We start from the raw sequence: 13,564 nt of genomic DNA, 5'->3' as shown, positions 1-13,564 counted from the left end.
TCAGCCTCGCAGCCATTGTTTGAGAGAAACACCCGGATCCGCCAGGGCAACCGACGACAACGGCACACGGGCGCTGATCAGGCGTTCGCACAGCTTGATGTCCCTGGCCACGCGGTTGCCCGGCGCCCAGCCGCAGGCGCCTTGCAAATGTCCGTTGTCATCCAGATAGAACAGCAGCAGGCCGCCATCGGGCAGGTGCCGGCTGACCGTGCTCGGCGTCATCACGCCAACCGTCTGCAAGCCCCAGTCGTACTGGTCGGACCAGAACCCCGGCACGGCCTCGAAAGGTAATGCGCGGCCGAGCAGATTCAAGGCGGCATGCCGCCCCTGAGCCTCGGCGTTGCGCCAGGTTTCCTGGCGCTGGTAAAGCCCGCCAAGACGGAACTCACAGACGTCCCCCGCCGCGTAGATATTCGCCGCGCTGGTGCGCAACTGCGCGTCAACACGAATGCCCTGCCCCACGTCCAGCCCGGCCGCCGCAGCCAGTTCGATATTGGGTTGCATGCCGATACCGACCACCACCAGGTCGCACGGCAGCGTGTGCCCATCCACCAGGCGTACAGCGTCGGCCTCGATGGACGCCACGGCGACATTCACGCGCACGTCCACGCCTTGCTCGCGGTGCAACGCCAGCAGCGCGTCACTGATAATTGCGGGCAATACCCTGCCCGCCAGGCGCGGGCCGGCTTCGAGCAGCGTCACCGCGCAGCCCAGGCCGCGCGCGGTCGCCGCCACTTCCAGGCCGATAAAGCCGCCGCCGATAACCACCAGCCGAGTGCCAGGGCGTAACTGCTCGCGCAGGGCCAGGGCTTCGTCATGGGTGCGCAGGTACAGCACGTTGGACTGCGCCTGCGGCAGACGCCGCGCACGGCCGCCGGTGGCCAGCAGCAATCCGTGGTAGGGCAGCCACTGGCCATCGGCCAACTGCAGCCGATGCTGCAACGGCGCCAGCCGACTGACCGCGTTGCCCGCCAGATGCTCGATACCCAGCTCGGCCAGGCGCGCGCTGTCGCACAGGCTGCAGCCGGCCAGGTCCTGGCTGCCTTGCAACAGGCCCTTGGACAGGGGCGGTCGTTCGTACGGCACGTGGGGTTCGTCGCCGATCAGGATCAGCCGACCGCTGTAACCCTCTTCGCGCAGGGTCAACGCCGCACGGCCACCGGCATGGCCGGCGCCGACGATAATCAGGGGCGCGTCCATCGTCACGCCGTGACGGCGAGCAGCACCCGCCCCGCTTCGACCCGTACCGGGTAGGTTTGCAGATTGACGCACACCGGTGCGCCCAGGGCCTTGCCGGAGCGGTAGTCGAAGCGCCCATTGTGCTTGGGGCATTCGATCACATGGTCCATGACCAGGCCGTCGGCCAGGTGGATTTTTTCATGGGTGCACAGGCCGGCGGTGGCGAAAAACTCATTCTCGGCCGAGCGAAACACCGCATAGGTGTGCGCCCCATGGTCGAAGCGCAGCACGTCTTCTTCGTCTATGTCGCCCACGGCGCAGACGTCGATCCATTGATCGTTCATGGTTTTTATCTCTTATTAAAAGGAAACGAACTTCAGCCGGCAGAGATTTCTGCGTGCACGGAGGCAGGGGCTGATTCAGGCTGCCGTCGGATCGGACGCTGGACGAAATAGGTCGGGTCGCTGCGCTGCTTCCAGACCGTCGGGAGGATCTCCTTGTAGGCCTCCCACAAATTGGCGTAAGGCGGCGGGCAGTCGCGACGGATCTCTTCGTGCAATTGCGCCAGTGCGTGGAACGGCACCATCGGGTACATGTGGTGCTCGAGGTGGTAGTTCATGTTCATGTAGATAAAACGCAGCACGCGGTTCATGTAGATCGTGCGGCAGTTGCTGCGGTGGTCGAGCACGTCTTCGGCCAGGCCCACGTGCTGGGTAAGGCCGAACAGGTAGCCGAGCCAGGCGCCATAGATGCTTGGCAAGCCCACCAGCATCAGCGGCAGCCAGCTGTGAAGGTACAAGGCGCTGCCGATGATCACCCCATACAGGCCAACCCAGATGCGCGCGGCGCGAAACACTTTGGGCCATTCGGATTCGGGGATGAAATCCCGTTCCTGGGCACTCATCCGGCCGATGGCATGGCGCGCCACGCCACTGAAGGTCTTCCACGCCAGGGGCAGATTGAACAGGCTCAGGAACATCATCAAAAAGCTCGGCGGGCGCGGCTCGACGATCTCCGGGTCGCGGCCGACGACGATGGTGTCGGTGTGATGCCGGGCATGGCTCCAGCGCCACACATGGGGCTCGAAAATGCACATGAAGCATGCCACCTGGTACAGCGCGTCATTCATCCAACGGGTCTTGAATGCCGTGCCATGGCCGGTTTCGTGCCAGCGCGGGTTGGAAGCAGTGCCGTAGAGCACGCCATAGGCCAGGAAGAACGGCACGCAGGCCCAGGAGCCCCAGAACCAGTAGCCGCCAAAGCCGGTTGCGAACAATGCCGCGAACCAGATGGCCGTGTCGACCAGCGCCGGGCCGTCGCGGCGCTGCATCAGTTCCTTCATGCGTTTGCGCGGGACCGGCGACTGGTACCAGCGCGCCGAAACCAGGCCTTTTTCGGCGGCGCGGGCGGCCTCGGGGCCGGTCAGGCTGTAGTCGCGCCGGGCGCGGTGAGCGGTGTGTCCAGGCATTGTTATTGTTCTCCGCAAGCGTAGGGTTTCAGGTACTTTGCGAAACCAACGATAGAGTGCGGCTAAATCACCCTCAAGGCCTTGAATCCATTCCCTATCAAGCTATCATCCAGGCCCAGCGGAGCTTGATAGTTTTCTATCAAGACGCTCAAGGGGCTCGCCATGACCAACCATAAACGCCCGACCATCGCCACGGTTGCCGCCCATGCCGGCCTCAGTGTGGCCACCGTCGACCGCGTGTTGAACGCCCGCGCACCGGTCAATCCACAAACCGCCGAACAGGTGTTCCAGGCCGCCGAAGCCGTGGGTTATTTCGCCGCGCGGCTGATCGGCCAGCGCATTCGCGAACGGCGCCCGACCTACCGCTTCGGCATTCTCCTGCTGGGCACCGCCCAGGCGTTCTATGCCAACCTGGCCCAGTCCATCGGCGACGCGGCGCAGCATCACGCCACGGCCAACCTGACCTGCCAGTTCGACTACATCAACGACCGCACGCCCAGCGCCATCGTCACGCAAATAGAGCAGTTGGCCGTGCAGTGCGACGCCCTGGCGGTGGTCAGCTTCGCCCATCCGCTGATCAATGCCTGTCTTGCGCAAATCCGCGAAGCCGGCGTGCCGGTAGTGGCATTGCTTTCGGATATTCATGAGCAAGCCCGGGAACCGTATGTGGGCCAGGACAATCACGTCGTCGGACGCACCATGGGCTGGCTGTTGGCGCGCACGTGCGGTGCGCGCAAGGGCAGCGTGGGCATTCTGCTCGGCGGCCATCGTTTCCTCGGCCACCAGGCACGGGTCGAAGGCCTGCACAGCTACCTGGCCGAACACGCGCCGGGGCTCAAGCCGCTGGAACCGCTGATCAACCTGGACAACTGCGACATCACCGAAGAGGCCACCCTCGACCTGCTCAGCCGCCACACCGACCTGCGCGGGTTGTGCGTGGTGGGCGGTGGCGGTGACGGCGTGATCAACGCCCTGGCGCAACTGCCCAAGCGCCCGGCGTTGTGCTGCATCCTGCAGGAGTCCACCGAATTGTCGCGCCAGGCGCTGAGCCGCGGCTTGATCGATGTGGTGATGGATTCGCAGCCGCGCCAGACGGCGGTGGCGTTGGTGGAGTTGCTGGTGCAATTGCAGAGCGCCGAGGGGTTCGATGCAATGCGGCATCGGGTGTATATTGCGCCGCACATTGTTACCTCGGAAAATATGGGCGCCTGAGGCATGGACGGCGAATGGGGGGTTTGCTCCCGATGGCGGCCTCTCAACCGACGGGTATCCATCTGACGCACCTCGGTCCAAATGTGGGAGGGGGCTTGCCCCCGATGAGGGAGAGTCAGTGAGTACATCAGTGACTGACACACCGCCATCGGGGGCAAGCCCCCTCCCACATTTTTACCTCGGAACGTCAGGTAAATACGCGTTGACTGTCCGGCCGTCACGGGAGCAAGCCCCCTCCCACATTAGTAACCGCCCACCGGCCTGCGAAAATCTCCGGCATTCAACCCGAACCGAGTCATCTTGTTGTACAGCCCGCCCCGGGACACGTTCAACTGACGGGCGGCCAGGCGGATATTGCCGCCGGTGCTTTTGAGCGCGGCGACGATGGCATGCATTTCGTGGCTGCTCAGGTCCTGGGTGGGTTGCGGCGCATAGCCATGGGCCAGCGCACGGGGCTTGCTGTCCAGCGGCAAGTCGCCCGGCTGGATCAACTCGCCCATGGCCAGGTTGGTTGCCCGTTCGATGGCGTTTTCCAGTTCGCGCACGTTACCCGGCCAGGCATGGGCGCAAAGCAAGGCCAGCGCGTCCGGCGCGAAGCCCTGCACCGTTTTACGCAACGAGCGCGCGCAGCGCTTGAGGAAGTGCCGCGCCAGCAGCGGGATGTCTTCGCGGCGCATCCGCAGCGGCGGCACCGTCAGGTTCAGCACATTCAGGCGGTAATAAAGATCTTCGCGAAACGCGCCGTCGGCCACTGCCTGGCTGAGATTGCGGTGGGTGGCGGCGATGATGCGCACATCCACCTGGCGTGCGCTTTTTGCGCCGACCCGCGCGACTTCACCTTCCTGCAACACCCGCAACAGGCTGACCTGGGCGTCGAAGGACATGTCGCCAATCTCATCCAGGAAGATGGTGCCGCCATCGGCCAGCTCGAACTTGCCCGCCGAGCCGCCACGGGCCGAACCGGTGAACGCGCCCTCGACATGCCCGAACAGTTCACTCTGCACCAGGTCCCGTGGAATCGCACCGCAGTTGACCGCCACGAACGGACCGTGGCAACGCTCGCTGGCGTTATGGATGGCCTGTGCGAACAACTCCTTGCCGGTGCCGCTTTCCCCGAGAATCAGCGTGGTGGAATCACTGCGGCTGGCGATGCGCCCCAGGTGCAGCGCATCCTGGATCGCCCGCGAGCTGCCCTGGATGGTGTCGAAGGTATACCGCGCCTGGGTGCCGACAATGCGCCGGGTGATTTCACGGATGCGCCGGTTTTCGCGCAGCGACACGATCACCCCGCCCTGCTCCAGTGGGCACACCGAGACCAGGCAGGCGAGTTGGCTGCGGTCATGCAAGTGGAATGTGCAATCCAGGTCGCGCACAGCCTCACCCAGCGTCTCGCTCAATTCACTGCGGCCCAGGTGCTGGAAGGGACTGCCAATCAGCTCCAGTCCCACCCCGAACAACTGCCGGGCATAGCGGTTGAGCGCCTTGATGCAGCCGCGTTCATCCACCACCACGAGGCCTTCGTTGAGCACTTCAAGCACGGTCTGCTGTTCTTCCAGCAACGCCTGCAGCGCCATTTGCCGCGACACGGCTTCAGCGGCCGCCTGCACGGTGCCCAGGGTATGAAAGTGAAACCAGCCGGGTTCGGCGGTGAGCGTCAGCACGGCCAGGGTCTGGCCCTGGGCGTTCTTGATCGGCGCGGCGGCGCAGTGCATGCGGCGTTGACGCAGGCCGACCGCGAAGTTTTCTTCGGCCAGCACATACACCAGGTGATCTTCAGCCAGCGCCAGGCCGGTGCAGTTGGTGCCCTGCACCGATTCGAGCAGTCGACTGCCCACGGGGGTGATATCCAGCCCGCAGAAATGCAAGGTGGTGCCCTCGGCATCGGTGAGGTTGATATGCCCGCGTGGGTTGTACGCCAGCAAGCCCTGCATGACTTGCGCGGCGGCGTCGATCAGCACGCGGTGGCTGGCCAGCGTGGCCGTCAGGCGGTCGGCGGCGACGAAGCGGTACGCGTTGTCGGCCGGATCAATGCCGGCCTGGAGGCTGCGCAGCCAGGAGTCCCAGATCAATTGACGCACCTCGCGCGGGCGTTGCACCTGGCCGCGCAGGCAGGCCTGCCACGCCTGTTCCAACGCGGCGACCGGGCCATCGTTCAGCGCGGCGGGGCCCAGCGCCGTCAGGTAGTCGAGGTCTTGCGCACTGATCGCAGCGCTCATAAGCGGGCTCCATGTTCATGTTTTCGACATGTCAGCATAGACATGTCATTTAAATGAACACTATATTTTTTAAACTCTATAAATATCAGCTAGTTATATTCTGGCACAGCCTTTGCTCCTGCCTCTTTGCCAACCAGGATTGTCCTGAGGCCAACAATAAAAAGGGGTCACACATGAATACCAAACGCATCCGCCTGGGCTTGATCGGTGCCGGTCGCATGGGCAGCTTCCACGGCCTGACGGCCGCCCGCCACATCCCCGGCGCCTGCCTGGCCGCCATCGCCGACCCTACCCCAGGGCAAGCCGCGCGTCTGGCGGCGGAGCTGGGTGTGGACAAGGTCTACAACGACCCACAGCAACTGCTCGACGACCCGGACATCGACGGCATCCTCATCGCCGCCCCCGCCCGCAGCCATGCCGAACTGGTGATCAGCGCCGCCCGCGCCGGCAAGGGGATTTTCTGCGAGAAACCCATGGCCATCACCCTCGATGAAGCCGACCGCGCCATCGCCGCCGCCGCCGATGCCCGTGTGACCCTGCAGGTCGGCTTCAACCGGCGCTTCGCCAAGAGCTTTCGCAGCGCTCACCTTGATGTTGCCGCAGGACGCATCGGCACCCCGCAGTTACTGCGCTCACTGACCCGCGACCCGGCGCTGAAGAACCCTGGCGCCTCACCGCAATGGGTGATTTTCCTGGAAACCCTGATCCACGACTTCGACACCCTGCGCTACCTCAACCCCGGTGCCGAAGCGGTGCAGGTGCAGGTGATGGCCGACGCGCTGATCGCCCCGGAATACAAAAGCCGAGGCTTGCTCGACACCGCCGTGGTCACGATCCGCTTCGATAACGGTGCGATTGCCACCGCCGAAGCCAGCTTCCAGGCCGTATATGGCTACGATGTACGCGGTGAAGTGTTCGGCAGCGCCGGCATGCTGACCATGGGCGGCGTGCAGGCATCCGACCTCGTGCGCTACCAGGTCCAAGGCATCCAGGCCGACACCCAGCGCCTGGACACCGACCTGTTGCGCGACGCCTACATCGCCGAGCTCAACCACTTTGTCGACTGCCTGCGCAGCGGCGCCAAACCCCTGGCCAGCGGTGAAGATGCCCGCGCCGCCCTGGCGATTGCGCGCGCGTGTATCGAATCCTACGAGCAAGGCACGGCGGTGAGCCTGTGATCCCGTTCAAGCTGGCGGTCAGTGCCGAGATGGTGTTCCTGGACCTGCCGTTCGTGGAGCGGGTCAAACGCATTCATGCACTCGGTTTCAGCGCCGAAATCTGGAGTTGGACAGACAAGGACATCAACGCCCTGGCCGCGACAGGCGCGGACTTCACCTCCATGACCGGCTACATCAGCGGCACGCTCACCGACCCTGACGGTATCCGCCACTTGCTCGACAGCGCCCGCGAATCCCTGGGCATTGCCGAGCGCCTCAACTGCCCCAGCCTCAATCTGCACGGCACCGGCCTGGGTGACGGCGGACTGCCGGTGCAGCCCGTCAGCCACACCTCCGGGCGCATGTGGCTGAGCGCCTGCAAGACCCTGGAAAAGATCGCACGCCTGGGCGAGGACGCCGGCCGTGTGTTCCTGCTGGAAAACCTCAACACCGAGCTGGACCACCCCGGCACCCCGTTCGCCCGTGCCGCCGACACCCTGGCCCTGATCGAAGCGGTGGGCAGCGCGCATTTGAAGATGAACCTGGACCTGTACCACGCGCAGATCGGCGAAGGCAACCTGATCGAACTGGTCCAGCGCGCAGGCCCCGCCATCGGAGAAATCCAGGTGGCCGACGTGCCCGGACGCCAGGAGCCCGGCACCGGCGAAATCCACTATCCGGCGATTGCCAGGGCGCTGCATGCCATGGGCTACAGCGGCGTGGTCGGCCTGGAAGGCTGGGCCAGCGGCGCCAGCGACAGGGCCCTGGAGCGTTTCCGCCAGGCGTTCACCCTATAACAACAAGAGGAACACCTTATGCATCGCTATTCATTGATTGTTGCCACGCTGTTACTGCTGTTCAGCCAATGGAGTTTTGCCGCGTATCGCATCGGCGTGAGCATCGCGCGGGTCGACGATAACTTCATGACCTACGTGCGCACCGGCCTTGAAGCGGCCGCCGCGCAACAGGACGTGCAGATACAGTTCGAGGACGCCCAGGGCGACGTGGTGCGTCAGCTCAATCAGGTCGAAGGTTTCCTCAACCAGAACGTCGACGCCGTGATCGTACTGCCGGTGGACACCGCCGCCACCGCCAACATCACCCGTGCCGCCGTCGCCAGCAACACCCCGCTGGTGTACGTCAACCGTCACCCGGATGAACGCACATTGCCCAAGGGTGTGGTCACCGTGGCGTCCAACGACATTGAGGCCGGGCAATTGCAGATGCGCTATCTCGCGGAAAAACTCGGCGGCAAGGGCAACGTGGCGATCATCATGGGCGACCTGGCGCAAAACGCCACCCGCGACCGCACTGAAGGCGCCAGGCAGGTGCTCAAGGAATTTCCGGGCATCAGGATCGTTGAGCAGCAAAGCGCCGAATGGCAACGCAGCAAGGCCATGGACCTGACCAGCAACTGGTTGCTGGCGGGCACCCAGTTCGACGCGATCGTGGCCAACAACGATGAAATGGCGATTGGCGCGGCCATGGCTTTACAGCAGGCAGGCAAGGCCAAGGGCGAAGTGGCGATTGTGGGGATCGACGGCCTGCCCGATGGACTCGCGGCGATCCGGCGCGGCGTGCTCAGCGCATCGGTGTTCCAGGACCCCAAAGCCCAGGCGACCCAGGCCGTGCAGGCAGCCGTGCGGATGATCAAGGGCGAGCCGATTGAGTCGGAGGTGTGGGTGCCTTTCGAGCTGATAGAGCCCGAACAGGTGGCCGTCTTCGAACAACGCTACAAATAAATCGAAGGCAAGCCCCTCCCACACAAACAACGTATCCACGATGCGAAGCGAGCCGCTCTTGATCTGCTCTTGATCTGCTCTGCTTTTGATCTCAGGCGCCCCGTTAAACCACGCTGGCCGGAATACGCCATGGATTTGGGGGGTAAACCGGCAGGGATGCCGGTTTAGCCGCCCCGCGCCATGGATGGCGCGTGGCGGCGGCCCCCCAAATCCATGGCGGATTACGGGCACACCGAGCCTAAGCGAGGTGCCTAGTGGTGGGGCAAGAGCGTTTTGCTTACTTTTGCGCTTTTCAAAAGTGAGCCGCTGTAAAAGCGGAACCCTAAGTGGCCGTTACCTAAATAATGGATATGTACTCGGTCTGATCCAAGATACTGGCCAGCCCAGAGGCCGCCATCGGGGGCAAGCCCCCTCCCACATTTGGACCGAGGTGTGTCAGATGGATACCCGTCGGTTGAGAGGCCGCCATCGGGAGCAAGCCACCTCCCACATTGGTTTTCACTCAGTCCAGATCACGTGCATCATGGCGCTCAGCCAACTGATCGTCACCCGACACCCGATTCACCCGCCGTCCACGCTGCACCGCCGGCCGCGCATCAATCGCATCGGCCCAGCGCAACACATGCTTGTACTCATGCACCGACAGAAACTCCGCCGCCCCATACAAGCGCCCTTTCACCAACCCGCCGTACCAAGGCCAGATAGCGATATCGGCAATGGTGTATTCATCCCCGGCAATGTACTCGCTCACCGCCAGGCGCTTGTCCAGCACATCCAGCTGCCGCTTGGCCTCCATGGCAAAGCGATTGATCGGGTACTCCATCTTGCTTGGCGCATACGCATAGAAATGCCCGAAGCCGCCGCCCAGATACGGCGCGCTGCCCATCTGCCAGAACAGCCACGACAGGCACTGGGCACGGGCCGCAGGTTCGGCGGGGAAGAACGCCGCGAATTTTTCGGCCAGGTATTGCAGGATCGCGCCCGACTCGAACACGCGAATCGGCGCAGCTCCGCTGTAATCCATCAACGCCGGAATCTTCGAATTCGGGTTGGCCCCCACGAAGCCGCTGCCGAACTGATCGCCGTCGCCGATCTTGATCAGCCAGGCGTCGTATTCGGCGCCGGTGTGCCCGAGGGCCAGCAACTCTTCGAGCAGGATGGTGACCTTCTGCCCGTTGGGGGTGGCCAGGGAATACAACTGCAAGGGGTGCTTGCCCACCGGCAAGGCTTTTTCATGGGTGGCGCCGGCGATGGGCCGGTTGATACTGGCGAAGGTGCCGCCGCTTTCGGCGTCCCAGGTCCAGACCTTGGGGGGTACGTAGTCAGCCATGCTCAGTGCTCCTAGGGCGTTTGCGATCAACGAAGGGTTTCAGACTAAACCAAAGACTGATGGCGCGTCACACCCAGATCCCCTTCTTGCCCTGGAACCTGCACACGCAGTGCGATGAGTAAGGCCGCGAGCAGCATCAACACACCCGCACCGACAAACACGCCACCAATGCCACTGAAGCTGAACATCAACCCGCCACCGGCAGCGCCCGCGGCGATGGCCGACTGCACCGACGCCACCACCATGCCTCCGGCACTTTCGGCCTGATCCGGCACCGCTCGCGCGACCCAGTTCGACCACGCCACGGGCACGCCGCCAAACGCCATGCCCCATAGCGCCAGGAGCAATGCCTGGGTCGGCAGTGACGCAGGCAGCCAGACCAGCGCCAGTGCCGCAATGCCCACCAGCACCGGCATCAAGACCAGCGTTGCCCGGGGATGGCGCACCAGCAACCAACCGGCGAACAGCGTGCCGGCTAAATTCGCTACGCCGAAACCCAGCAGCATCAGCGCCAGCCCTTCCGTACCGACCCCGGTGGTGCTTTCCAGGAACGGCCGGATATAAGTAAACAGCGCGAAATGCGCGGTGTGCACCAGCACGCAGCCGAACATGCCCATGGCGATGCCGGGGCGCTGCAGCACGTGCAGCACGGTGCGCAGGCGCGCGGTGCCATTGGGCGCCAGGCGCGGCAGCGTGAACGACTGGAACGCCAGGGTTACCAGGCCGACGGCGGCCGCCGCGATAAACGCACTGCGCCAGCCGTACAGGCCACCCAGGTAGCTGCCCAGCGGCACAGCAACCACGGTGCCCAGCGCGATCCCGCTGAAAATGATCGACAGCGCACGGGGCAACGACGCCGCAGGCACCAGGCGCATCGCCACCGCCGCCGCCATGCTCCAGAAACCGCCGAGGGCGATGCCCAGCAGGATGCGCATCAACAACAGCACCGTCAGGCTGGAGGACAACGCCACCAGCAGGTTGGAGGCGATCATAAGCGTGGAAAAGCCCAGCAGCACGATGCGCCGGTCGATACCACGGGTCAGCCCGGGCACCAGCAAACCGGCAAACAGCGCGACCACCGCCGTGACGGTGACGGCTTGCCCGGCCAGCGCCTCTGTAACGCCCAGGTCCAGGGCCATCGGCGTCAACAGGCTGGCCGGCAAGTACTCAGCCGTCAGCAGGCCGAACACCCCCATCGCCAGGGAAAATACCGCCAGCCAGGCCGGCTCTGCCACAACGCCCGCAGGCGCATGGGCTGCACAATCAGTCATAACAAGTCTTCCTGCAGTCATTAACGTGACGCTCAGTCTAGGTAGCCCGATCAGGATGATCTATGATGCAGAACCTTGAATCCTTGACTGAAACCCCGAATATGACTTCAGTGGACGCTTTCACCGCTTCCTCCGACCTGATCAATGAGTTGCTGCGCGGCATGCGCCTGCGGGGTGTGCAGTACCGGCGCATTCAGGCCGGGCCTACGTTCGGCATCGGTTTTGGCGCCAAGCCGGGCCACGCCTATTTCCACTTCCTCGCGGCCGGTCGCGCCACGCTGCGCGCTGAGGACGGCAGCCTTTTCGCACTGTCGGCCGGCAACGCGGTGTTCGTCTCCCATGGCGGCGCGCACGCGTTGCTGTCCGAAGCGGATGCCGCTGTGCAGGACATCAGCCATTTCGACAGCGCACCGCTGGGGGATACCGTCTGCGCCGTGGATGCGTCACCCGATACCGTCCCCGACCGGCTGTTGTTCAGCGCATGCATGGAGTTCGAGCTTGGCAGCCTCCAGGGTCTGGGCAACCTGATGCCGGCCCTGATGCTGATTGATACCGCAGGCCAGCGTTACCCGGGGCTGATGCCGATCCTGGCGGTCATGGAACGCGAAGTGTCCACGGCGCGCGTGGGTTATGCCGGTATCCTCGCGCGCCTCGCCGATGTGGTGGCAGCGATGATCGTACGGGGCTGGGTCGAGTGCGCCTGCGGCAACGCCTCGGGCCTGGCGGCGGCGTTGCGCGACCCGCGCCTGGCCCGCGCCCTGCTCGCCCTGCACCAGCAACCGGGCCACGACTGGAGCGTGGCGGAGCTTGCCGACCAGTGTCATACCTCGCGCTCGGTATTCGCCGATCGCTTCCAGGCCGTCCTCGGCGTACCGCCACTGCGCTACGCCACGCAACTGCGCATGCGCCTGGCCAGCCAATGGCTGACCCTGGAGCGCATGCCCATCGAAACCGTGGCGCAGCGCCTCGGCTATACCTCCCAGGCGGCGTTCAGCCGTGCCTTCAAGCGCATTACCGGACAGCCGCCCGGCGCTGCCAGGCGTTCGATATGAAGGCCTGGAGCAGCACCGCTTTTCAAATGTGGGAGGGGCGGTGCGACGATTCGACTTGCCCCCGATGGCGGTGTACCAGACAACATATAAGCTGGCTGACACACCGCTATCGGGGGCAAGCCCCCTCCCACACTTCATCCTCATCGTTTGATAGTCGCGTTTCTACACCCAACCACCATCCACGATAAAGTTCTGCGCCGAACACATCGCCGAGGCGTCGGAAGCCAAAAACAGCGCCATATTGGCGATATGCTCAGGCATCACACTGCCCGGCAGGCACTGGCTGCGGGCGATCAGCTCGCGGGCGGCGTCGTCCACCCACATGGCCAGTTGCTTTTCCGTCATCACCCAACCCGGCACCAGCGTGTTGACGCGGATGCGGTGCGGCCCCAGCTCCCGAGCCAGGCCGCGGGTCATGCCATGGGCGGCGGCCTTGCTGGCGGCGTACACCGGGTAGCCGGCGGAGGCCATCATCCAGCCGACAGAGCCGAGGTTGATGATCGAGCCGCCACCGGCGTGTTTCATCATCGGTGCCACGGCCTTGGCGGCAAAGAACGCGTGCTTGAGGTTGACCGCAATCAGGCGGTCGAACATCTCCGAGTCGATTTCCTCCAAGGTATGGCGCACATCGTTCGCGGCGTTGTTGACCAGTACCGTGATCGGGCCCAGGGAGTGTTCGAAACGCCCGATCGCCGCGCGATAGCCAATCTCGTCGGTGATATCGCAGCATTCGAACTCGACGGTATGCCCCTTGGAGTTCAACAGTGCCGCCAGGCGTTCGCCCTGGCTTTGTGCGCGGTCCACGAAGGCCACCTTGGCGCCCTGGGCCGCGAAGGCCCGCACCATGAATTCGCCGATGCCGGAAGCCCCGCCGGAGATCATTACGGTCTTGCCCTTGAGGTCGGGATACAGGGCGTGCTCAGTACTCATAACGTGA

General features: G+C 64.2%; 12 protein-coding genes. 5 read left to right on the top strand and 7 right to left on the bottom strand.

Annotation, left to right across the window (positions count from 1 at the left end):
• From BOP93_RS10535 to BOP93_RS10525, 3 genes are read right to left on the bottom strand one after another with little or no spacing between them, the layout of a single operon-like run.
• A complete protein-coding gene (locus tag BOP93_RS10535) occupies nucleotides 1-1,200 on the bottom strand; it encodes an NAD(P)/FAD-dependent oxidoreductase (protein WP_104502548.1) in 1,200 nt (399 codons plus the stop codon).
• A gap of 2 nt (nucleotides 1,201-1,202) precedes the next feature.
• Complete coding sequence (locus BOP93_RS10530; protein WP_057721995.1) at nucleotides 1,203-1,523, bottom strand: MocE family 2Fe-2S type ferredoxin; 321 nt, start codon at nucleotides 1,521-1,523, stop codon at nucleotides 1,203-1,205.
• A 32-nt stretch (nucleotides 1,524-1,555) separates the two neighbouring features.
• Nucleotides 1,556-2,647, bottom strand: a complete 1,092-nt coding sequence (locus BOP93_RS10525; RefSeq protein WP_104502547.1) for a fatty acid desaturase family protein — start codon at nucleotides 2,645-2,647, stop codon at nucleotides 1,556-1,558.
• A 162-nt stretch (nucleotides 2,648-2,809) separates the two neighbouring features.
• On the opposite strand from BOP93_RS10525, the gene BOP93_RS10520 reads away from it, so the two are divergent.
• Nucleotides 2,810-3,859: a LacI family DNA-binding transcriptional regulator gene (locus BOP93_RS10520; RefSeq protein ID WP_104502546.1), complete on the top strand. Its 1,050-nt coding sequence runs from the start codon at nucleotides 2,810-2,812 to the stop codon at nucleotides 3,857-3,859.
• Nucleotides 3,860-4,101: 242 nt separating this feature from the next.
• Here BOP93_RS10520 and BOP93_RS10515 read toward each other — a convergent pair whose 3' ends face one another.
• Entirely contained in the window at nucleotides 4,102-6,075 is a 1,974-nt protein-coding gene (locus BOP93_RS10515; RefSeq protein ID WP_104502545.1) for a sigma-54 interaction domain-containing protein, read from the bottom strand.
• A 173-nt stretch (nucleotides 6,076-6,248) separates the two neighbouring features.
• On the opposite strand from BOP93_RS10515, the gene BOP93_RS10510 reads away from it, so the two are divergent.
• Genes BOP93_RS10510 through BOP93_RS10500 form a run of 3 tightly spaced genes read left to right on the top strand, consistent with a single transcriptional unit; the run spans nucleotide 6,249 to nucleotide 8,974 of the window.
• The gene (locus BOP93_RS10510; RefSeq protein ID WP_104502544.1) at nucleotides 6,249-7,253 is read left to right on the top strand and encodes a Gfo/Idh/MocA family oxidoreductase; all 1,005 of its coding nucleotides are present in this window, start codon (nucleotides 6,249-6,251) and stop codon (nucleotides 7,251-7,253) included.
• Nucleotides 7,250-8,029 carry a TIM barrel protein gene (locus tag BOP93_RS10505; RefSeq protein WP_162303212.1) on the top strand — a complete coding sequence of 260 codons (780 nt, stop codon included), beginning with the start codon at nucleotides 7,250-7,252 and terminating at the stop codon, nucleotides 8,027-8,029. Before BOP93_RS10510 ends, BOP93_RS10505 begins: the two co-directional genes overlap by 4 nt.
• An 18-nt stretch (nucleotides 8,030-8,047) precedes the next feature.
• Nucleotides 8,048-8,974: a sugar ABC transporter substrate-binding protein gene (locus tag BOP93_RS10500; protein ID WP_104502543.1), complete on the top strand. Its 927-nt coding sequence runs from the start codon at nucleotides 8,048-8,050 to the stop codon at nucleotides 8,972-8,974.
• A gap of 502 nt (nucleotides 8,975-9,476) precedes the next feature.
• Here BOP93_RS10500 and yghU read toward each other — a convergent pair.
• Both yghU and BOP93_RS10490 read right to left on the bottom strand, forming a co-directional pair.
• A complete protein-coding gene (gene yghU, locus BOP93_RS10495; protein WP_104502542.1) occupies nucleotides 9,477-10,304 on the bottom strand; it encodes a glutathione-dependent disulfide-bond oxidoreductase in 828 nt (275 codons plus the stop codon).
• 44 nt (nucleotides 10,305-10,348) lie between these two features.
• Nucleotides 10,349-11,575: an MFS transporter gene (locus BOP93_RS10490; RefSeq protein WP_104502541.1), complete on the bottom strand. Its 1,227-nt coding sequence runs from the start codon at nucleotides 11,573-11,575 to the stop codon at nucleotides 10,349-10,351.
• A 65-nt stretch (nucleotides 11,576-11,640) separates the two neighbouring features.
• Here BOP93_RS10490 and BOP93_RS10485 point away from each other — a divergent pair, with 65 nt between their 5' ends.
• Nucleotides 11,641-12,627, top strand: coding sequence for an AraC family transcriptional regulator (locus BOP93_RS10485; protein ID WP_104505266.1), 987 nt, complete (start codon nucleotides 11,641-11,643; stop codon nucleotides 12,625-12,627).
• Nucleotides 12,628-12,789: 162 nt separating this feature from the next.
• On the opposite strand, the gene BOP93_RS10480 is transcribed toward BOP93_RS10485, so the two are convergent.
• Nucleotides 12,790-13,557, bottom strand: a complete 768-nt coding sequence (locus BOP93_RS10480) for an SDR family NAD(P)-dependent oxidoreductase (protein ID WP_104502540.1) — start codon at nucleotides 13,555-13,557, stop codon at nucleotides 12,790-12,792.
• Nucleotides 13,558-13,564: the final 7 nt, after the last annotated feature.

Source organism: Pseudomonas orientalis (genome assembly GCF_002934065.1).
Classification (GTDB): domain Bacteria; phylum Pseudomonadota; class Gammaproteobacteria; order Pseudomonadales; family Pseudomonadaceae; genus Aquipseudomonas; species Aquipseudomonas orientalis_A.
The sequence above is the reverse complement of the archived record's forward strand: the minus strand, read 5'-3'. Positions and strand labels throughout refer to the sequence as shown.